The organism is Haloferax marinum, from assembly GCF_009674625.1.
Taxonomy (GTDB): Archaea; Halobacteriota; Halobacteria; order Halobacteriales; family Haloferacaceae; genus Haloferax; species Haloferax marinum.
Genome location: NZ_WKJQ01000001.1, coordinates 2338849 through 2361005 on the forward strand (window position 1 = coordinate 2338849; position 22157 = coordinate 2361005).

At 54.8% G+C, this 22157-nt stretch carries 13 protein-coding genes; 10 read left to right on the forward strand and 3 right to left on the reverse strand.

Going from position 1 to position 22157, the window contains the following annotated elements:
- The first annotated feature begins 85 nt into the window (after positions 1–85).
- Positions 86–1378 (forward strand): amidase, encoded by a 1293-nt coding sequence (locus tag GJR99_RS11795; RefSeq protein ID WP_225317624.1) that lies wholly within the window; start codon positions 86–88, stop codon positions 1376–1378.
- Between the two features lie 177 nt (positions 1379–1555).
- Positions 1556–2350 (forward strand): BtpA/SgcQ family protein, encoded by a 795-nt coding sequence (locus GJR99_RS11800; RefSeq protein WP_151112388.1) that lies wholly within the window; start codon positions 1556–1558, stop codon positions 2348–2350.
- A 15-nt stretch (positions 2351–2365) separates the two neighbouring features.
- Here the strand turns inward: GJR99_RS11800 and GJR99_RS11805 are convergent, their stop codons facing one another.
- On the reverse strand, positions 2366–3295 hold the full coding sequence (locus tag GJR99_RS11805) for a carbohydrate kinase family protein (RefSeq protein ID WP_151112390.1): 930 nt from the start codon (positions 3293–3295) through the stop codon (positions 2366–2368).
- Positions 3296–3505: 210 nt separating this feature from the next.
- Between GJR99_RS11805 and GJR99_RS11810 the strand changes: the two genes are divergently transcribed.
- The 4 genes from GJR99_RS11810 (at position 3506) to GJR99_RS11830 (ending at position 8931) form a co-directional block, all read left to right on the forward strand.
- A complete protein-coding gene (locus GJR99_RS11810) occupies positions 3506–4330 on the forward strand; it encodes a hypothetical protein (protein ID WP_191967117.1) in 825 nt (274 codons plus the stop codon).
- 703 nt (positions 4331–5033) lie between these two features.
- A complete protein-coding gene (locus GJR99_RS11815; RefSeq protein ID WP_151113949.1) occupies positions 5034–6293 on the forward strand; it encodes a phage NrS-1 polymerase family protein in 1260 nt (419 codons plus the stop codon).
- Between the two features lie 253 nt (positions 6294–6546).
- Positions 6547–7074, forward strand: coding sequence for a DUF7342 family protein (locus GJR99_RS11820; protein WP_225317625.1), 528 nt, complete (start codon positions 6547–6549; stop codon positions 7072–7074).
- Between the two features lie 795 nt (positions 7075–7869).
- Complete coding sequence (locus GJR99_RS11830) at positions 7870–8931, forward strand: cupredoxin domain-containing protein (protein ID WP_151112394.1); 1062 nt, start codon at positions 7870–7872, stop codon at positions 8929–8931.
- 9 nt (positions 8932–8940) lie between these two features.
- Here GJR99_RS11830 and GJR99_RS11835 read toward each other — a convergent pair whose 3' ends face one another.
- Both GJR99_RS11835 and GJR99_RS11840 read right to left on the reverse strand, forming a co-directional pair.
- On the reverse strand, positions 8941–10749 hold the full coding sequence (locus GJR99_RS11835; protein WP_151112396.1) for a COG1361 family protein: 1809 nt from the start codon (positions 10747–10749) through the stop codon (positions 8941–8943).
- A 237-nt stretch (positions 10750–10986) separates the two neighbouring features.
- On the reverse strand, positions 10987–14460 hold the full coding sequence (locus GJR99_RS11840) for a type IV secretory system conjugative DNA transfer family protein (protein ID WP_195759445.1): 3474 nt from the start codon (positions 14458–14460) through the stop codon (positions 10987–10989).
- A gap of 1959 nt (positions 14461–16419) precedes the next feature.
- Between GJR99_RS11840 and GJR99_RS11850 the strand changes: the two genes are divergently transcribed.
- From GJR99_RS11850 to GJR99_RS11865, 4 genes are all read left to right on the forward strand, one after another.
- A complete protein-coding gene (locus GJR99_RS11850; RefSeq protein WP_151112402.1) occupies positions 16420–17265 on the forward strand; it encodes a DNA-binding protein in 846 nt (281 codons plus the stop codon).
- A gap of 663 nt (positions 17266–17928) precedes the next feature.
- Complete coding sequence (locus GJR99_RS11855) at positions 17929–18930, forward strand: hypothetical protein (RefSeq protein WP_151112404.1); 1002 nt, start codon at positions 17929–17931, stop codon at positions 18928–18930.
- A 181-nt stretch (positions 18931–19111) separates the two neighbouring features.
- Positions 19112–20050 (forward strand): ImmA/IrrE family metallo-endopeptidase, encoded by a 939-nt coding sequence (locus GJR99_RS11860; RefSeq protein WP_151112406.1) that lies wholly within the window; start codon positions 19112–19114, stop codon positions 20048–20050.
- Positions 20051–20123: 73 nt separating this feature from the next.
- Entirely contained in the window at positions 20124–22076 is a 1953-nt protein-coding gene (locus tag GJR99_RS11865) for a hypothetical protein (RefSeq protein WP_151112408.1), read from the forward strand.
- Positions 22077–22157 lie beyond the last annotated feature (81 nt).

The following is a 22157-nucleotide window of genomic DNA, read 5'->3' on the forward strand; positions in this document are numbered from 1 at the left end:
ACAGAACTGATGTTTCCGTGAGGACACTGAGCGTGCTACCACGACCACCACATGATTTCACCTTCGGCCCCGAACCGTCACTATCGTGCTCCACGACGAACGGCTCGCCGATTCGATTGCGGCTCTTAGAGACGACCGGTTGAGTCCCACTGCGTATGTCGATGAACTCCGGGAACGTACAGGGAGAGTCGAACCGCAGATACACGCATTCGTGTCGGAAGATGGACGCTGGGAACGGGTGTTGGCTGACGCGGCAGCCCTCGAAGCACGGTTTCCGAACCCCGCAGACCGACCGCCACTCTACGGCGTTCCCATCGGTGTGAAAGACATCTTCCACGTGGATGGGCTCCCGACACGTGCAGGGTCGACACTTCCGCCAGCCGTCTTGACCGAACAACAGGGAGAAGCAGTCCAACGAATGCAAGCCGCCGGTGCGCTTGTCATTGGAAAGACCGTCACGACGGAGTTTGCCTACTTCGAACCCGGCCCGACTCGAAACCCACACAACACTGCCCACACGCCAGGTGGGTCAAGCAGTGGGTCGGCTGCCGCAGTCGCGGCGGGTCTCTGCCCGTTCGCATTCGGGTCACAGACTGTCGGGTCGGTCATCAGACCCGCAGCGTTCTGTGGTGTCGTTGGGTTCAAACCAACCTTCGACCGCATCCCACCGTCGGGGATGATTCAGTTCTCCGAGTCGGTCGATCACGTCGGCCTCTTCACACAGGACACAGAAGGTGCAGAACTCGCAGCAGCATGCCTCTGTGATGACTGGCGTCACCTGCCGTCACAACGAGAGAAACCAGTTCTGGGGGTGCCTGCAGGTCCGTATCTCGATCAGGTCAGTGCCGAGGGGCGCCGTGGGTTCGAAACACATCTCGACGCGCTTCGAGACGCAGGCTTCGAGCTCGTGCGTGTGCCGACACTCGAGGATATCGAGGAGATAAACGAGCGTCACGAGCGACTGAACGCTGCTGAACTCGCGATTGCACACGAAGCGTGGTACGACACTTTCGCAGAGGAATACTCTGAAACGACGCGGTCCCTCATCGAAGAGGGACAGGCGGTTCCGACGAAGGAGATTGCGCGTGGGAGACAGGGGCGAATCGAACTGCGTGAACGACTCGAAGAGACGATGGTCGACGCTGGAATCGACCTCTGGGTCGCACCGTCAGCACCGGGTGCCGCACCAGCGGGCATCGAGACGACTGGTGACCCGGCCATGAACCTCCCGTGGACGCATTCTGGGCTTCCGACGATTGCACTCCCCGGGACGACCACCGACGACGGACTCCCTCTGGGTGTGCAATGTGTCGCACCCTTCGGCGCCGACGAACGACTGCTCGATTGGTCACACGAACTGGCAGCAGCTCTCCAGTAACCCGACTCACCCCCCACTCCCGACACGAGCGAGGAATTGTGAGGGCAGTATTCTCGACCACTCCTCTCAGTGTAAACCGGGTTCTCCTTAGCCGGTGAGACGCAGCGTGCTCGTCGAGCCATCACGGTCGTGTGAGCACATCTGTACGATTAAGTCTCTGGGATGGTCACGCAGCATATGGATATCTTCAGCACGGACTCCCCCATTATCGGGATGGTACATTTACCGCCCCTCCCAGGTGCCCCTGGATTCGACGGAGACCGACGCGAACTTCGCACGCGACTTCGTGAGGACGCGGCAGCACTCGAGTCGGGCGGTGTCGATGGGATCATGCTCGAAAACTTCGGTGATGCACCCTTCTATCCAGACCGTGTGCCTCGACACGTCGTCGCTGATGTCGCAGCACTTGCTGCAACCCTTCGTGAGCACGTCTCGATCCCGTTCGGTGTGAACATCCTCCGGAACGACGTCCAAAGTGCACTCGGGATTGCCGCTGCGACGGGTGGCACATTTGTCCGTGTGAATGTCCATACTGGTGCTCGTCTTACTGATCAGGGCCTCATCGAGGGAATGGCCCACCAAACCTTGCGACTCCGTGAGCGGCTCGATGCCGACGTTGCCATTCTTGCTGACATCGACGTGAAACACTCCGCACCACTCGCTGAACGGTCACACGACGAGGTGGTTGGCGAACTCGTCGAGCGTGGGGGTGCCGACGGAATCATCGTGAGCGGGACTGGCACCGGCGAAGCGGTCGATACAACCACGCTTGAGCAGGTGGTTGACTCTCGCGATGCTCGCGGTCTCGACATTCCTGTCTTGATTGGAAGCGGTGTTACGCCCGAAACAGCACCTGACCTGCTCTCAGTCGCCGATGGCGCAATCGTCGGAACCGCTCTCAAACACGGTGGCAAGACGACGAATCCCGTCGACGAAGCGGCAGTCGAGCGTCTTGTCGAGTCCGTTCGATAGAACCCATTTTCTCCCTTAGTGCGTCTCCACGAACTCCCGAACATCGGATTTGGATGGGAGATATCCACGTGCACCCATCGCAGTACAGTTGAGTGCGGCCGTGGCTGCGGCAAACCGTCCGGCGTCCCGTGTTGAATAGTCACCGAGTAACCATGTATGGATGAGCCCCGCCGTGAAGGTGTCGCCGGCGCCGGTCGTATCGTTCACATCGACATCGAAGGCGGGAATCTCGTGAACTGTGTCACCCTCGAGAAGGAGTGCCCCATCGCTCCCCTGTGTAAGCGCAGCACGTGAGACCCCTCGTTGGGTGAGCGTTGCGATGACCTCGTCGGGGCCGCCACCGAAATACGAGCGCGCAGCGACCTCGCCGACTACGAATAAATCGACGACAGAGAGCAGTCGGTCGATCGTTTCGGGTGCTGTCCCCCGCCCTTCAAGTTCCGAAAGCGGCCCAGCGAGGTCGAATACGAGTGTCGAAATCTCACCACGTTCACGAGCGGTCACGAGCCTCAAGACCGCTTCGTCGGGAGCGTAGGCACTGGTGAATACGACACTGGCATCACTCGCATACTCGATATCGCGCTCGTCGAGGCGAAGGTTTGGCACGCTCTGGCCGCCAGCGACAATCATTCGTTCTCCGTCTGGCCCCCGCAGAATCAACGTGTACGATGATTCTTCGGACCCGATTTGGATTCGGGTGCAGTCAATATCGCGTGCTTGGAGGTCAGTCTCGATTTCGGCGGCGACGTCTCTCCCGATACGTGAGATTACCCCTGTCTTGTTCCCAAATTCAGCGAGTCCAGACGCTACGTTTGCAGCGACACCACCCACATCGGTCGTGTGTTCACGGGCGAATGCACCGCCGTCGGGTTTCGGCAGGTTCGAGAGAGAATAGATGTGATCTATGACAGCACTGCCGACCGTCACGACATCGAGCGACGACATTACGTCTACTCGGTTTTCGTGCGTCTTGAACGTACAGGGGTCATCGTATCCTCACGTTTATTGGAAGTCGCTCGCCGGTCAGTGCGTGTGCTTGGTCATTGACGACTAATTTTCATCCGTGGGGATAACTGTGGACGCTAACCGATATCCTTGACAAACTGACAGTCTTCTCTCATGGAACTTTATCTGTTTATATGTTGATTGATTGATATGGGTTCGAACAATCCAACACGGCGAAGAATTCTCAAGCTCGGTGGAATCGCACTCGGTGCAGCAGTTGTTCCGTTCTCAGCAACGTCAGCGCTCGCTGCTAGCCCAAACGCTCGATTCAGCCTCGACTTCAGTACAGCCGCAGACGCAGAGGCAAACACTCCGCCGAGCGCAGGCTGGGTCACAGATCGGACCGAGCCAACAGCGTGGACGACAGACCAGGGACGGCTTCGAATCGACATCGACGAGACAGGTGACATCACAGGCTTCTACGCATACCAGGGTAAGAAGTACCAGGACGCCAACGGCACGTACTGGAATGCGGGGACCGGGTCGCGTCTCTCGTATCGATTCTACATCGACCCGGACTGGGAAACCGACGGCGTCGAGCAACAAACAGGTGTCTGGCCCGTGCTCGGAACCGCTGACGGAAACATCAGTGCTTACCCGATTATGGCGTACGTCGACAGCGACGCCAGCGACACGGACGAAGCAAAGTTCCGTTCGTTCGTCTACCGAACTGACTCTGAGGGGACGGTCGTTGGGGAGTGGGTCGACATCCCTCTCTCGAAGAAACTCGGCATCGATCCCGACGAAGGTGGCTGGGTCGACGTAGAATGCCAGCTCCAGCAGATCAACGAGGGAGCGGCAGTAAAGTGGCGCATCAACAACACACTCGTCCTCGACGAGCGTGGTTACAATGTCACTGCGCCCAGTGCGCAGTTCCTCGAAGTCATCGTCAACAGTGTGAATTACGGCGTCGAGCAGTCGTACTACTACGACGACTTCGAACTCACCGAACCAGGTGCAGCGAAGAATCGGTGAGATTGCTTACCAGGTCAGGCCTCGGTTAGAGAGCGACTTGGAGTACACCCACACGAACTCCCGCAATAACACACCCGGTCACGATCGCTGACCCACCATAGAACAACCATCGCATGGGTACTGGAGAGACCCCCACCGTCGACACCTATCCTTCTGGTCGAGAGCAACACTCGAAAGCGGGCGAGAGCGCCGTCAACGTGGGGGTGTGAGCGTGGTCGTCATCAGTGAAACGAGGGCCGAAAAGAGGAGTGCACAGGCATTGATGTGTGTGCAAAGCGGGCCATTCGACGAAACCGGAAACAGGCGATACACACCCTGTACAATGGGATGTACAGGGGATGCGAGAAAGGAGATCGCTGTCGCGAACCGGATATACGGCGGGAGCATCGAAATATTGGAAGTCGGTCACAACGTGATAACGCGGGTATGAGGGCTACTGAGACGTGAACGCACGAGAATCGATGCGGTGTGAACAGGGTGACCGACGAGACCGAGAAGATGATTCTACACCCACGACGCGTCACACTCGCGTACACCCTTGCGGGAAACAGGCGTGTGTGTACACCCCTGATATCTGTGGGTGTAGCGGGTGTGACTGTGAATACACTCTCGTGTGAAGGGTGTAGAAACCCGGCCAAAAATGCGCGAGGGTGTAGGAGCACGAAACACCTACGACCCCCCACGCCAGACACCAGCACAAGCGATGACGCCACCACTCCCAACACGAAACACACTCCCGGATGACCTCTGTGACCGAGCCCAGTGGGTGGGGTGGCGCAAACAGACACGAGGCGGAGATGAAACGAAGGTTCCACTGGACGTGAACGGTGGCTATGCTTCGGCAACTGACGCCACGACGTGGACAGACTTCGACGAGGCGCTCGCCTATGCACGCAACGGGCCAGCGGATGGTGTGGGATTTGTATTCACCGAAGACGACCCCTACGTGGGCGTCGACCTCGACAAGTGTCGCAACAGCGAGACGGGTGGGACAGAAAACTGGGCACAGATGATCATCGACCGTCTGGACTCCTACACAGAGGTCAGCCCCTCGGGAACGGGCTACCACATCATCGTCCGAGGAGAGCTCCCCCCAACCGGGAACCGGACAGGCAATCTTGAACTCTACGCACACTCACGCTTCTTCACCGTGACGGGTGATCACGTCGACGACACACCTCTCGACGTGGTTGACCGGACAGACGAACTCACCGCGATACACAGTGCGTACTTCGAGACACCAGACAACGTGGCGACCAACGAACCACCCGAGACGACGACAAGGGTGACGCAGACACCCGGCGAAGACATCGCACCCACGGGCAACGACCTGACAGACGAAGACGTCATTGAGCGGGCGTCGAACGCGGCGAACGGACTAAAATTCAGTCACCTATGGAAAGGCGACACGAGCGCGTACGACAGTCACTCAGAAGCCGACATGGCGCTGTGCTCAATGCTCGCCTTTTGGACTGGGGGCGATGCAGCACAGATGGACCGCGTGTTTCGAAACTCAGGGCTGTATCGAGACAAATGGGACGACGTTCATTTCTCGGATGGCTCGACCTACGGTGAGAAAACTATTGAACGAGCAATTACAGGGACGACCGAATATTACGACCCATCGCAATGGTCGAGTGCCGTGCGTCGGTCGACGACGCGACAGAATGAGTCACGACGCGGTGAAGGAGATAACACATCTGCCAACGTGAGAACTGGAGCCAATCGGCCCGAGCGGGACCACACCGTCGCACCAGTTGAGTCACCAGCACAGAATACGGAACACCTCGAACGGCTCAAAGACCTCCAGACACATCTGGAATCGGTGATTGCTGAGAACGAGCGGTTACAAGGGGAGTTAGAAGACGAACGCGAACGGCGACGTGAATTGGAAGCTCAACTGGCAGATAGAGATGAGGAAGATGGCAGTGGGTGGTCGCTGTTTGGGTGGTTCCGGTCGTAGTCACGGACACGTGGCGTGTACGTCGGGTTCAGAGTGAGGTGCGTCGTCTCAGCTAAAAGCCACCGCGGCGACCACTCAAGGGTCTCCGTGTGCTCCTCGGTCTCCGGCCTGCGGTGCTACGGTCGGCCGTCTTCGCGCTCGCCGCGGCCCCTTTCAGTCCCACCCGGTTTGTACAGACGTGTCGACGCTCCCGGAATGTGTAGTATATTCCCCGAGCAGTAATTATATTGCGCACAAACACATATTGATGCGCATGACAGAGAACGCACGTCGTGGCCCACCACCTGAAGATTTCTCAGCAGCGCTCGGTGAGCGTCTGGATAACGCTCCAGCGGACGAGCGGGTCTATCGGGTGGCGCTTGAGTTGACCGACCCAACGCGTGTTTCTGATATTGCAGCGCGGGCAGAGTGTTCAAAGAATGCTGCACGACGGCATCTCAACCGGCTCGCAGACATTGGGGTGTTGACGAAGGTCACCGAGAATCCTGCGACGTTCGAGCGAAACGAGTCATACTTCGCGTGGAGAAGAAAGAACCGTCTCATGGAGTTGAGTGAGCGTGAGTATAAGCGACGCCTTGGCGAACTCCTCTCAGAAGATGAGGGCTACCGCGAGACGTACGGAGTCGACAGCCCAGACAACCTTGACCCACTAGAGTATCACGACTATGGAGACTCAGAACAGGTCTGGCTTGATATCTCCAACTGGGAGGCGATTCGAACAGAGATTCGAGCGCTTCGCCAGGCAAAGCACGATACCTCACCAGGAGAAGGTCTCGTCTAAACGTGGACACCGACCGTACAAAACGAACACCGAATCGCGCGCTACTTCGAGAACTGGCATCGGTTCTCAGTGCCGAAACCTGGGTGGCTACCGTCTCGGTGTTCCCTTCGAATCGCCCTGATTCGCTCGTAGTTTCGCTTCTCGATGAATACTATCCAGATGCCAATATCTCAGAAGCCTACATTGAGGTACAGTCATACACCAACGGTGACTTCCACATTACGTACATCGAATCACACCACGGTGAGCAATGGATGTGTCGTTGGGACAGACACGACAGCGATGACTACATCCGTGACCATTTCCACGAACCACCAACTGCGGGGCATGATGACGCCGTAAACAAGGAGTATCCAGGTGACTTATTGCGCGTTGTATCGGACGTCGTTGCACCGTGGGTCTACAAACGGATGGGCGAGGTTTGGGATGAGTACAACGCGTGACAGTTGTGCTTTCTTACTTTTGCAATTCCTGTAACGTCCGCATCTCTGTAAACCCAGGCTGGTGAATCTTGAACGACGACGGCGGTGAGTTCGAACTGTACGTCTTCTCAACCCTCGAATGTCCCTCGTTGGGTTCATTGAGCGCGCCCAACACCTCGTGAGCGTCGCTTCCATCTTCTCGTAGTTCCCGGGAACAGCAGTCAGAACGTCGTGGCTCGAACGTTCGCCTTCGAGCGTAACGACGATTTCTCTATCCTCGTTGAGGCAAGTATGTTACGGCGATTCTGAATATCTTTTCAACATATATGTGTAGAAAATTTGATTTGTATGTCTGAACAACATATGGCCGTATATGACGAACGGAAAAGTGCAACGTCGGTCGTTCCTGTATCTCTGTGGCACTATCGCACTTGCAGGGTGTACAGATGACCTTCCAGATAGTGAGGGAGTGCTGACCGAACAAGAATTTAAAGCTCGAATAAACGCTCTTGGCGTCGAATCTGCGACAGTCAAATCTAACCGTGAGATAGACCTCCTCAGTCGCGATGGAAAAGAAGCCACTATCCAACTCCATTCGGGCGGAAACACGTATTTCATAACAGAAGAGGATGGAAGCGTGCGACGATACAAACTCGAAGTGGAAACGCTCGAAGCGACTGTGACGAGCACAAGCCAGCAATCAAACACTGAACGACAGCTAGTAGCCCCACAGCTACGGTCATTGGAAACCCCAGATCGAGAACGTCAGTTGGCAGCATCCCATCCGCGCGTGAAAAGAGCGAAGCAGATCGAACCGGACGTTTACGAGCTTGAGCTAGAGACAGAAAGACAAGAAACCGCAGCTCAAGCCTTCGGTATCATTGAAACATTCAAACTCATTATTTGGGGATTAGAGCTCGTCGTTGCCGTCCTTGAATTTCTCACGGGCGTGAATACTGGCGACCAAATCTGGAGTATACTGATTGGTCTTCTACAGGAATACTCCCTCACGAGTCTCGGAACCGAAACCACGGCAGATGGTACAGCTCAGACAACAGAGTCGTCCACGGTGGAAGAGAGTGTGTCAACTGCTCCCGTGGTTGAGATGGGTGATTTGGCATTCGAACCGCCAATACTGGCTGTTGAGCCAGGAACAACGGTCCAGTGGGTGAACAGAGATAGTTTCTCGCACACAGTCACAAGCACTCAGTTCCATGACAACGCAGAGCCGTGGAATTTCAATATGGAGGTTCTGGCGGGCGAATCTGTCTCATATACGTTTACTCAGCCCGGGGTGTACCAGTATTACTGTGGGGTTCACGGCGAGAATACGATGTGTGGTGCCGTGCTTGTCGGCGATGTCTCACTGACCGGTACTTTACCCTGTGAAAGCAGTGAAGTGGACTCCAGTCACTCCAGTGGATTACTTGAGTGAGATTCGTTGCTAAAGTGTTCGTGTTTCGTTGATAGTTTTGGTATACTCCTCAGACTCGATTATAAATCTGATTTCGACTTGACCATTACTTCTCGCCTTTACTCCATCTCCGATAGTGACGTCTATCCTTTCGGAAAGAGTCCGTTCTTCGCCTGGCTTAAGGGTGCCTAATGATCGAGTTCCCTCCGATGGGTCGTTTGGCCAAATTAGTTCGCCACCCGTGTACACCTCCAATGTCACCGTGACGTCGTGTGCCGGTTCTGTTCCGACATTGGTAATCGTACCTGTGGCAAATCGACAGGTCGAGCCACAATACTCCGGATTCTCGACTTCCAGCTCAAAATCAACTTCTTGCTGTTGGGATGGCTGGTCACCGACTTGTCTCGGTGGCACGTCGATCTTCGGAATCTGGACGTTGCTGAAGTCAAGTGGCTTGATATCTGGATTGCTCGGTGGGTTGTAGGTAATCTCGGTATGGTGGACCTCAATTTCATCTGGCGAAGGGACGTCCATAGAGACAGATTCAGGGTCCGGAGAGCCGGTCAGCCCAACTTGCTGGAGCGTGTCATGAAGAAAATCGGTAACGCGAACAAATGCATTTGAGTTGATTTTCTGCTGTACTCGCGAGCGTTCCTCTATCGCCAGTTCTTGTGCCAAGGCCGCATTTTCACAGGACGCGGTATACTCCCCGTTTGAAAGAGCCTGTCCTGCGGTACTGACCTTTTGACTCGCAGCAGTTGTATCCGCCTTCACCAACCATGTCGATGCGTGCTCAGTCTTCAGAATCTCGTTCTGAGCGCCCCTCATACTGAGCAAACATCGGCGTGTGTTCTCAACTTCGCTGTTGAGGTCTTCCAGCTCTCGTTCTGGGAGTTCACCATCGCGTATCGTCTCCCGGGCACGCTGTGCGTGTGCTTGGACAGACAGAAGGGTGACGCCATCCTGACGTTCAACGGTTTGTACGAACTGCTCGTACTGTGCGACTTGTTCAGCATGTTGAGCCAACAGTAACTCGTGTTCAACCTGCTCAAACTGCGCTCGTGCTGCCGCTTCTCTCGCTGCCTCGAGCCGGTCGTTAGCAAGTGGATCAGAGACTCGGTCTGATAGTGCCTGGATTTCTGCTTCTGCAATCCCTCGCTTCGCTGACGTGGTTGCAGCTGTCTGTATTTTTCGAGACATGCGAGTAACATCCGCTGCATCCTGTCTCGCTTGACCGGGATTTGGTCGGGGACTGGTTACTGCATCAACACCTGACTGAAGCTGGTCGCGAGTTTTTGTTGCCTGCACTTCGAGATCTTCTGTCGACCCACCGGCGCGGTTTGCTGATTCAATATAGATGACTGCAGTTTGGTATTCACGGTTTGCAGTTTGGAGTTGCAGTTCAGCATCTTGTATTGCGACTTCGTATGCGAGCTCAAGTTCAGTTACAGCCTCATTGAGGCTCTGATTTGCACGTTCAGTCTGTTTTATCGCCTGCTTGCTGGAATTCAGTGCACGCTCATCATCTCCCAGTTCAAGATAGCTCTTTGCCGACACAATATGCTGTTCTACCGAACGTATCTCTGTTGCAGCCTCAACCAACTCAGTCGATGCAGACGTAGTGTTCACACCTCGACTGTGGGCGTTAGAAATCTCCGTACTAATGTTCTGATGGCGATTCTGAAACCCCTGATGCGTCTGTTCTGCATATTCCACATTGTCGATTGCCGCGTTCCGTGTTTCATCTGAAGGGGTTTCATCTGGGGGTGTTGTCCCTGTACAGCCCGCTCCGATAATCAGTACCAGGACGACCAAATACAATAGAGGTCTCTTTTTCATCTTAGAATATTGTCTTGTCTGTCTATATATGTTTCCGAATTGTCTATTTCATTTGTTATTCGCCCACATGAGAATGTTTAGTTTGAATAGCCTCATTTTGGCTGTTACCCACCACTACCGGTGAAACCGAATTCTTCGAAACAGATTCCAGCTTAGCAGTCTCACCATACTTTCTAACCAGCAGGTCGGTTGAAATACATCGAGAAATGGTTCTTCAACAGAACCTCGTGTCCCCGCTCACTCACCTAACGCCGAGTCCCTGAGTTCCTGTAACGTGCGCATCTCTGTAAACCCAGGCTGGTGAATCTTGAACGACGACGGCGGTGAGTTCGAACTGTACGTCTTTTCGACCCGTGGATGTCCCTCGTTGGGATCGTTCAATGCACGCAGCACCTCGTGTGCATCCTTTCGGTTCTTGACGACCCAAATTGCCGCTTCGGGTTCGCAGGCAGCCATCTTATCGTAATCCTCGGGAACGGCAGTGAGGATATCGTGATTCGCCCGCTCAGCTTCGAGCGTGACGACGATCTCACCATCTTCGTTGAGACAGACAGCATCAAGGCGCGAGCCTTCGTGTTCGTAGTACGAGACGGCTTCGACAGCAGCAGAGCCATCGCTCTCAACAAACTCTTGTTCGAGATACCGACGGCCAAGTTCGACCATGACGACGTGGAGACTCGACTCACTCAGGTCGCCGCGGCCATGGCCATGGGCAACTCCCTCGCGATGGCGCACAGCAATCGCACGTCGGCCCTTCGGGGTGACCGTGTAGAGTTTGTGTGGATACGTACAGTCGAGAGCCAGTGAGCCTCCATCAACGAGTTCGTGAACTTCCTTTTGTGAAACGCCAGTGTACTCCTGCAGGCGGACCATGCTATCGTACAAGAGGTCGTATTCGTATTCGGGATCGAAGCGACGCTGGTGTGCAGAGTAGACTGCTTGGAGGAACCGGAGTTGTGCGTCGGTGAAGGCACTACTGCCGCGTTCGACAGGCGAGAGCTTGAGCGGAAGGTGTGAGATCGGGATATCGTCGCGGTCGACATCGTCGAGACTGTGACAGCACTCAACGGCGTTTTTGATGCCCGTGAGTGCGGGGTCGTATCGAGTCGAACACTCCTCACAGATGACGGCGTGCACTTCAGGGTCGTACACGACCATCGGTGGGAGTCGCGTCGTGTATGGGAGTGCAGAGTTGATTCGGGCGTCAGGGGACGGTGCGTTGCGCTCTGGGTAAGGGTCTGAAGGTGTGTTCGTCGTGATCCGTTCTGGTGACTGAGCCTCACCGGTCGACTGCGATTTCGATGTCGAGCCATCGAGTGGTGACGACTCTCGGTGCCCCAATGGCGTGTGTGCTCGTTGTGGCTTCGAACGACTGCCGATACTCGCGACATCGAGACCGTACGCTTGTGCAGACCGTGTCGTGAGAATATCCACCGCTGCTGTGTAGGACGCCTCACGAGCTGGTGAGAGCGGCTCGTCACTCTCGGGATGGCCTCGTGGTAAGGGCGTACTCTGGAGGACAAACGGATGTGGCTCTGCCTGTCCGAACTCTGCAGGAAGGGTTGCAAGCCATTGCCCGCGGCGGAGTGTCCGCAGTCGGGTTTGAACTTCTCCAACAGGGAACTCGGCTGTTGCAAACCGACGGCTGAAATGTGGGTCGACCGCAACGTTCCCTGTGACAATCGTCGAGACGTTATTGAGGACCTCGAGATAGGCTTCGGGATTGGCCTCACGCAACTGCGCGGGGAACTGCATAGCCAGTGTGACCGAAAGCCCGAACGACCGCGACTGCGAAAGTAGATTTGACAGAAGCGACGACGTCGACAACTGTGACGCTTCTTCGAGATACAGATTGACGAGTGGGTAGTCTGTCTCATCATCGCCTTGCTGAGTTCGGCGGCGAAGCGCAGTCCATAGCGCGGACAGAATCACGAGTGTGATGACGCGCTTCGAAGCCGGTCTCAGCCCACCTGTGTCGATGATGACGACAGCGTCTTCGTCGATGAGCGTTCGAAGGTCGAAATGAGAACCATCACCCGCCTCATCGGGAACGTGATTAAACAACCGGCCGAGCCGTGCGTCGACTGGGACTTTCTCGATACGATTTGCAACCCCCTGCATGAGCTCGTCGAACGACCGCTTCGAGTTGGCGGCGACACCGGCGAGCATAGCCTGGAGATCTTCGTCAACGACCGGTGGTGGGTCGCGTGTCTCGTGTAATCTCGCAACTGCCGTCTGAAACTCGCGGTGTGTGAAGGCGTCTTCGCCGTGTACCGGGTCGAACATTGCTTTGAGGACATACCGGATGATGTCAGGCGAGCGAACGGCCTGCTCGAAGCGTTCGTGCCCCATGATACCGATAAGTATGTCGACGTAGTGGTCTACGATGTCTTCGACAGCTGTGGTTCGATCGACACCTGCATCGAGTTGGTCGCGAATATCGAAAAACGACAGCGCAGGGAGCGTCTTTGTGCAATCAAAGTAGTAGACATCGTCGAGCGATCCATACCGTGCATAATGTGCACGAAGGTAGTCGTCGGCCATGCCATCGCCCTTTGGGTCGATGAGGATATCCGCACCCTCGGTCGCTTCGTAGTTGTCGAGGATACCTGTGATCAGACTGGTTGATTTCCCAGAGCCGGTTCGACCAAACCACCCAACGTGGAGTTGTTGGAGTGATGGGGGAAGTGAAACAGGAACGGGCTCTGCATCACCATCAGCGGTCTGTGCGTGTCCGAGTGTGAACCCAGGCGTTCGAAGGCGTTCAAGTCGGTCGCGTGGTGGTCGTGGCAGGCCGTGTTCGTCCATCGATGGTGGTGCCAGTGCGCGTAGTGCTTCGGTCGGGAGCGCTGCTGCGTCTAACAGACACAGCAATGGGAGTTCGCGCCCATCCATGACGAGAGCGCGACTGGCGTTTTCTGTCCACGGAAGTCTCGCGGTGAGTTCCGAGTGTTCGGGTTCGATGGCGACGCGATTTCGCAGTGATTCGAAAACTGACTCGGCGTGTTCACCTTGATATGTCCGACCCTCGACTCGGTAATGGTCACCATTGAGATGCGAGAACGCAGTCGTGACCGGTGTGAGTTCGGGAAATTGCGCATTCGGGGTGGTCGTGGTCGCAACTGCACGGGCGGTGACCGAAAACGAGTGTTGTGCGTCTTTCTGGTCGATTGCGTCCAATCGCGAGCGAACGACTGGATCTGAGAGGTTCTTCTCAGGGTCTGTGGACATAATCCAGTCTTCGAAGAATCGCTGAGATGCCGTGTCGCGACCTTGCTTGAGTCGGTCTTTTCGGTCGAGTGCATGGTGTCGCCAGTCCTCGTATGGTGTAACGAGGATTTGAACTGCCATCGGAATGGATGCGCTGGCGAGTGTACTCACCACGGTTGCGAGTGGAAGGCTGGTGTGTATGTCAGTAAATTCGTCGTAGGGAGTGAGTGTGGTTTGCCAGTCTTCGCGTCGGTCTGTGAGCCCCACGAACTCGACTGCACGGTACCGTGGTGGTGTATACGGTTCGAGGACTTCGTCGTCTGGGTCGGCATTGGGTTCGGCAGGCGAGAGTCGCGAGAGTGGGTCTGTGTTCGAGGTTGTGATTTCGAACGAGTTCGGAACGAGTTCGCGACACCACGCTTCGATGGCAGGTGCGAGGTCTGTGTCGACGCTGAGTGTATAGTCGATTGTTCCTGCTTTCGACCCGTCAGTGACGAGCAACCATTCGAGGGAGGATTGAGTGTGGCTTTTGTCTAAAAGGTAGTATAACCGAGTGAACTGTGCGGTGACTGTCGACGGATTGAATGAATCGGCGGTCGGTGAGAGGTGAATGAAGCTTCGGTCGTTGGCGGATGAAATAATGAATTTCTCTCCCGTTCTGCGGTGATAATTCCTTCTATACCTGTGGGTTCAGAAATAAACCAGACAGAATTACATTATTATGTGATATCTTGGCCAGAACGGCAAGTAATAACCCATCCTAATCTCCTGGTCGCACCAATGCGTCTGACAGAACGCCAATCGGGTGGTTTTTGAGCCCCGTCAGGGGTGACGGGGCAATTTGGATGCCCTGTAGATTACACATGGATTCGAAGAAACACCAACAACAAACTCCTAGTACCGACGGAGTGCGGACTTATTCAAGTCAACTCAATGCTTCGTGGTCGAACCTCCAGTTGAAAATCCCAAACAACCGCAACCGGACGTCAATCGTCGCGTTCGTCGAGTGTGTATTAGTCGAACTCACCCACGAGGATGTCGGTGCAGAATACGTCTCACAGAACGCGTGGGGGACGAAACAAACACAGTTCAAAATGGCAGACAAGGTCGCAGAAGTGTTCTACAAGCGGCATTACGACGAACGTCTCGGATGGCACGAGACGATACTCAGCCGTGAGACCCTTCGTCGCGAGTTAATCGATCGACTTTCGCAGACGACATCACTAGCGACCGATCGCAGTCACAGTGGACCTGTCGATACGTCCGATGTTTTCAGTGTGAAGTCAGTGGACCAACTCGACTGGAAATGAGGTGAGTTGTAAAATCTATATTAGTAAAATCGCGGTTTAGATATCACGTCACTATCTCTCACCCGAACGGACGTCCTCGTGACAGCACTTCGTGAATAAGTCTCGGCGACTCCGGTGTGTGGTTCGACACCTGTCCCTTTGCAACCAATCAGGTTAAGTTATTTACACTACACAATCCGATTAAATATCATATGACGATAAACTACTTCGTTTTGTATTCACATGAGAGAGACCCACTTATTGACGCACGTGATAACGTCCAGAGCAGGTTTGAGGCGTCAAAATATACGTATAAAGGGCCAATTGATTTAAAGCCGGTACCGAGCTACTATGCAAGAAAAAGTGCGAATGGTTCATCTCTCAATGACTCACTTTACGGATGGCTTAGAGATGCCAATCGTCACCGCATTGAGTACCTCATCTCACAACAAGACGCTGTGAAATTTTGGGGGACTCTGTATATGATTCCCAGTCGTCACACTGAGGCAAGCAACCATGTTGACGAATGTACCAGCAACGAATCTGTTCGTGTCATAGCGAAGACGTCAGAAGCAAAGACAAAAGTACCGTTTTCATACGACCCAGAAATCAGTTACAAAACAGAGCCTCACCGCTGGCACGAGTAGTGCGTGCCTTTCGAGTCCTGTGTTTCACTAACCACTGAATTTTGTTCGGCACGCCCCGCTCGCCGCCTTGTGCCCTCCATGCTCACGACTCGCTCTGCTCGTCGTTCGCGACGAGCGACTCCTTCCAGTCGCGCTCGCTTCGCTCACACCTTTCCGGTGCGCCAGCATTAAGCGCGTTTTCGGTTGCGCCCCTCACGGGCTTTCGCGTTCCAGCGCTTTGGGCCGTTCCGCGCGACGAGTCACAAGGCGACTCGTCGTGCTCTCGACCGCCGCCCTGGACACGAACCCGCAGTCCGGGCCGGACGCGAGAAACGGCTTAAAGCTGGCCGCTCGCTTCGGGCACAACGGCGCGCGGTGCTGGATGGTATCCCATTGTCGAGCGCACGCCTTCCGCGCCCCGATGGCGCGCGTGAAGGCGCGAAAGGCGTGCGCAGAATCAGTTGGTTGTAGTCGATGTGAGAGAGCTGCGGCTGGAGAGTCGTGGTGTCGGAAGAAGACGCTGAGTAGGCGCCTTTGGAACAACAATGAGTACTAAGAAGAAAATCGGTAATGAAGTTTCGCACTACGAACATGCCCACGCAGTCGACGACGTGGTTGACGAGACGCCTGAACTCCACCCTACGGTTGAACTCGAGATTCAAGCCAAAGTTGACCTGAACAATTTTCAAACTCAGGGACGGGGACTGACCCTTGCAGAAGAAGAACGGATGGCTGCGCGTGAGTGGGAAATCGAGCAGACGCGTGAACGGTGGGACCGGAGACAGACCTCAGGTCGGGAAGCACGGACGACGATGGCGGTGGAACAGATGAGCATCGAAACGCGGCGGGAGTTCGGAAAGCGCGCCGGATGTGTGAACCGGTGGGCCGACCCCGAGGAGGCAGACCCGCGTGAGCAAATTTCTCTCACGCAGTTAGGCGAAGTGAACCGAGAGGCAGCCAGGTTACAAACGAAACTCGATGGATGGTCAAGAGCGGCAATCAGTCGACGATTAGCCGAAGAAGTCGCAGACGGGAAGTCGATGATGAGTTCGGTGGTCGGTGTGTTCGAAGAATTGCATCAAGCGCCAGGACGGGTGATTCCGATTGCGGCGGTCAGTGAGGTCAATCGTCGAGAGGTGTCGATCTCTGGAACGGTAACCCAGCTCTGGGAGTCGTCGAATCCGGCGATTCAGCAAGTGGGACTCATCGAGGACGAGACTGGGCGCACGAAGCTGACTGTCTGGGAAAAATCGAATCAACCCTGGATCAATGAAGGCGAACGTGTGCGGATTCACGGGGCGGCAAAGAACTGGTACAATGGGCGTGTCTCCGTAGCCCTCACGGGTTGGAGCACCGTTGGTTTCCCTGAGCGCGGCCAGTGGTGGGAATAGCCGCTCATCGAACCCTTCTTTTTTGCTACGTGCCGGACCGGCCCAGGCCCCACCGCCCCACCCTCCGCTCCGTGCTCACTCCTCCGGAGCTGCGCGCGCAGCCACAACCGTACTCACCCATACAATTGGTTTTATTTGATCTCCTGGCCTTGTGGGGACGTCCCAGCGCGGTCCAAGTCTGTAAACAATAGACTACAACCCGAGGTCAACGTAGAACCAACTTGGTGCAGATAATGACAATATTTTTGTGAATTGACTGATATCGATACTTGCTGGCATTAGAGGCACCATTGGTATGGTCAACAGCCCCCTGCTGACCTTCCAAACTCCCTTGAACGTCGGTATTCCTATCTTGGAACTAAACAAGATGAGTGACTTCATTGCCCTGATGTAGAGCAGATCGAACCCATGGCAGTCATTTGGGCATTATCAGATCTTTCAGGTAGGTAGTCACCCTCTCGATGTGACGCAAGATTCTGTGCTCTAAGAGCGGTAGTCGATTCATAACGCCAAACGACCGTCTTTCAAGCACTACTTTCTGGAGTTCTTGACTGTCAATACTAAAGTTATAAATCATATTACAATACTCGGCGCGTCCGTCGTGCAAGCCTGTGGGAGATATCCTGCAGAAGGCAAATGAAACGAAGAAATTTCCTAAAATCGGTGGGTGGCATAGGCGTTGCAACAGCAGTCGGAGGTGCCGGACTGCTTGCATTCTCTGGTGGTGTGGCAGCGGCGCAAGTCAGTATCACTGCTGCGAACACGGCTCTCGTCTCGAACGACCGTGGTGATATCTCGCAGGTGACTGCGGATCCGGAGTTCCACGTGCACTGGCAGAACCTTGATGATGCGGTCGGCAAGGTGTTCTTCCTCGTCGAAGCGAACGTTGGCGGGACTGGGTGGCAGCCCATCTTCCGCGCGACGCCGTGGATTGGACAAGAGGTAAACAACGCGTACATTCGGCAGGTTCCTGGTACGACGGGGATGTATCGCGTGAAAGTGCCCTTATCGCAGGCACTCAACCAGGACCCACGATTCAGTGATGGTGATGGTCCGGATGCGTCTGCAAGTCCGCTTGTCATCGCAGACGAACAAGGCAAGCCAGACTACAGCACGCTTTCGTTCCCCGGTGGAGTCGATGAGAGTTCGTTCCTCGATGGGACGAGCATTGGGAGTGCAAGCGCGTATCCCGGTGCCCACCAAGAAGGCGGCCACCAGAACAACTACCACGACATCGATGCGGGGTACTACGGAGCTGCAGCGGATACCTCCGCACTAGACAACCCGAACGATGGAAGTGACCAGACGACGGTGGTCCAACTCCGATACACGTTCGAACTGCAGCGTCCCAACCTGGGTCAGCTGAAGTACCTCGTGGACTTCACGGGGCTGTCGACTGATGAAGAGAAAAAACAAAAGGCAGCAGACGAGCTCGATTGGCTCGAAGTGTCTGATATCGATGCAGGAAACTCGAAGATTGTGATGAACGGCGAAGATGGAAACACCAACTTCGGGAATCCATCCGGAATCCCGTACAATTCGCTCATCGCGAATGCCGACGACCACGTCGGGGTTCTGTCGACGGTTGCGAGCTTCAACGTGAAGGTTCGGAACGAGGGAAGTGACAGTGGTGTCACTGGCTCGTCGAACACCAACGCATCATAGGTTCAGACGTGTGTGGCCTCCCAGATTGAGGTCACCGTATCGGCTCTCCAGACCTTTTTGCGGTGACTGGTGTCCATCTTGTTTGTTTCAGCACCCTTCTCGCTAGCCTGTCTCTCGTCGTCTGAAGGTTTTGTCACCCCCTGACGGGTGCGGGGCGAACTCATTTCCCCGCTGAGTTCAGATGGCTACGACAGAATCTACCCACAGAGAGACATCGTTCAGTGACCGAACCACCCGTGACGATGAGATGCACCTCGTCGTCGATGAATGGCTTGCAGACCTCACCAACGACACAGAACTGGCACGAGAAAGCAAGGTGTTCAAAGACTGGCTCGACGTCCAGAGTCGCTTCCACGACTACTCGGCTCGGAACAGCCTCCTCATCGCACTCCAGTGTCCGAATGCTACACGGGTTGCTGGCTACCGAACGTGGCAGAAGGAGTTCAAGAGACAGGTGTCGAAGGGCGAGTCGGCAATCTGGATCTGGGCACCGATTACGGCGAAGGCGTGTCCGGTATGCGGCGAGACGAAATCCAGACACGACAAAGACTGTTCGAGTGACGGCGTCCCCTACGAGGAGTGGACGACCCAACTGCTCAGTTTCAAGCCAGTTCCAGTGTTCGATATCTCGCAGACAGAGGGTGAGTCACTTCCAGAACTCGACACCGAGGCACGTGGCGACGCAGGCGATTTGGTCGACAGACTGTGTTCAGCAGCAGACTCACTCGCACTCGACGTGAACCTCGTCCATCCATCGGACTGGACGCACGGCGCTGCACGCGGTGTCTGTGAGTTCCCTGAGCGAGGCCAGCCACGTATCGAGGTCGAGCGACGCTCGAACGAGGCAGACATGGCGACGACATTGATCCACGAATTCGCCCATGGGTTGCTGCACGCAGACCGGTCGAACCTCCCCGAACGGGCGAAACGAGAGGTCGAAGCAGAGGCAGTTGCGTACCTGGTTGGTCGGTACGTCAACTTGGATGTGGACAATTCGGCGTTCTACCTTGCGGCTTGGGTAGGTGAGGATACAGACTCCGTGTTCGAGCGACTCAATCGGATTCGGTCGGTCGCACAGTCTATTTGTGACGCAACAATCGGGGTGGCATCGAACGATTGAAATCCACTCCAATTTGTTGTAGGATGGGAGACAAGTAGAAACAAATACATGTGTTCTCTATCTGCCTACTTGTATGCGTTATGTTGCGATTTTCATCATTGTTCTCTCAACTGTCGCTGTAGGGGTTCCAACGCCTGTTGGAGCAGTTGATGAAGTGACGTACGAGGGTGCTCTCATTACGATGCCCGCACCAACTGAGAGGAAGCACCTCGAAAATACAGAGCAAATTCTGTCTGCTGTTGGAATCGAGACAAAACAACATGCATCGATGTTCTTTTTGCGCGACGGAACTCAGTACCTTGTTCTTTCGGATACAGAGCCCTCAGTTGGCGAAGCTACTGTTTCCGGTGTCGAGGTTCTTCCAGCAGATGGCGGGATGGGGATCATCGCCGCATCAGATCTCGATATTGACGAAACCGGAACCAAAGTTCCACTTGAAAAGGTTGAGAAGAACCCGGAACAATACAAATTCCAGTTTATTCAGGTTACAGGTTCGATTACACAGCTCTCACATACTATCGATGCAGCAGATGGCAAGTACGTAGTTCAAGAGTCAACCGCTGGAATCAGTGAGACTCGTGAGCCGTTCTCGTTGATCGAGGGTCCCGGCCGAGAAGGGAGATGGGCGACAGTGAACCTCTCGATGGCGAAACAAGAGGGCAACTTGGACAACAAACCTGCTGGTCAACTTCCAATTACGACCACGAGTATTGGATTATCAAATCACGAGACGAGGTGGTGGATGTCAACCAATGCAACCGTAAATATGGTTGTTCTTAGTGGCGGAAATAGTGGTGTTGGTGCCGTTGTCGGGACTGTCACGCCGCTTTCAACCAAGGTCTCGAGCCTCGAAGAACTCTCTGCTCACTCTGGGGAGGTCGTTATGGTCACGACGAACGCAGTTGGAAGTTCGATTAGTTCGCAGGAAACACTCTTGTCAGCGACCCGGTGCGCTCCGTCATCTATTACGAATCCTGTGACTGGGTGTCTTCCAGTCCCGACAGACGGTGTCGTTCATAGCGGGGTTCTCTTTGACCCGTCTGTCCAGAAGCCGACTGACCTCGTCTACTACGCCGGGGTTTCAAATAAGATACAGAATACTCCTGTGACCCCAGAAAAAGGGACGTATCGTCTCACTGGGCGCGTCGTCGATGCTAGTCGAATTGATCCACGGCTCGAAGGAAGCGCACTCATCGTCTACGACCGCGAGCGAGTTGGCGGTCTCGCCACTTCGAGTAGAATCGCGAATCAGGCCGAGTCCAAACTCACAGAGTATATTCAGGAGCAACAACTTTCTTCTGAATCTGAGTGGAATACAATCGAAGCGAGTGCGTCTGCTTCGGCATCTGTGAATAACCAAACTACGACTCCGAGTTCTGGCAGTAACAGAACGAACCAGACTGGGACTTCAGCACCGACCAATAGCAATACCTCAGATGGGAACGAGGCAAGTCAAGAGACTTCACAACCGCCAAATGCGTCTGTCGTTGATGCAGAGTTTACCCAAAATCCAATTTCCTCTGATTCGACCACACTTCAGGTGACAATAGAGAATACGGGCGGTGCAGGCTCGACTATCGTAGACGTGACTGTTGGTTCATCATCCAGCTCAGAGAAACTCAAGGTGCCAGCAGAGACTACGGTCACCAAAGATGTCTCGGTCGACTTCCCTGTTCCATCCTCGGAATCAGTCAGCGAAAAATCGGTTGACGTGGACGTCGAACAAATTGACGTAGGTACACTCACTTGGCGTTCACCGGACAAACCCTTGAACAAAGCGAACCCAGTGAGTTCGGTCACGAATAGTCTGCAAAAGGTGGCTGGCGATGAAGAGACTCGCGAGATATTGGGTGTCTATACTGGACTCTTCGGTGGTGTCCTTCTAGTTTCGGCTGTCATCGTCTCGTTAATCGATATGGTAGGAAAGTTACTCGGGAAGCCTCGCTTAGAGATGGAATACGAGTTGCACCTTTGGGTCAGTGCAGTAGTGGTACTCGGATTCACATACCTCTTGTTACCTACCTGAAACGGTCAAGCTGGTAAGCTTGCTGTCGGTGTGTCTACCGTAAGTGAGCTACACTTCTTGCCTTCCTGTTGGTTGTTCATG

Bases quoted from the DNA above. Each gene is read 5' to 3' on its own strand.
- GJR99_RS11800 (WP_151112388.1), top strand. From the start codon at position 1,556: ATGGATATCTTCAGCACGGACTCCCCCATTATCGGGATGGTACATTTA.
- GJR99_RS11805 (WP_151112390.1), bottom strand. From the start codon at position 3,295: ATGTCGTCGCTCGATGTCGTGACGGTCGGCAGTGCTGTCATAGATCAC.
- GJR99_RS11810 (WP_191967117.1), top strand. From the start codon at position 3,506: ATGGGTTCGAACAATCCAACACGGCGAAGAATTCTCAAGCTCGGTGGA.
- GJR99_RS11815 (WP_151113949.1), top strand. From the start codon at position 5,034: ATGACGCCACCACTCCCAACACGAAACACACTCCCGGATGACCTCTGT.
- GJR99_RS11820 (WP_225317625.1), top strand. From the start codon at position 6,547: ATGACAGAGAACGCACGTCGTGGCCCACCACCTGAAGATTTCTCAGCA.
- GJR99_RS11830 (WP_151112394.1), top strand. From the start codon at position 7,870: ATGACGAACGGAAAAGTGCAACGTCGGTCGTTCCTGTATCTCTGTGGC.
- GJR99_RS11835 (WP_151112396.1), bottom strand. From the start codon at position 10,749: ATGAAAAAGAGACCTCTATTGTATTTGGTCGTCCTGGTACTGATTATC.
- GJR99_RS11850 (WP_151112402.1), top strand. From the start codon at position 16,420: ATGAGTACTAAGAAGAAAATCGGTAATGAAGTTTCGCACTACGAACAT.
- GJR99_RS11860 (WP_151112406.1), top strand. From the start codon at position 19,112: ATGGCTACGACAGAATCTACCCACAGAGAGACATCGTTCAGTGACCGA.
- GJR99_RS11865 (WP_151112408.1), top strand. From the start codon at position 20,124: ATGCGTTATGTTGCGATTTTCATCATTGTTCTCTCAACTGTCGCTGTA.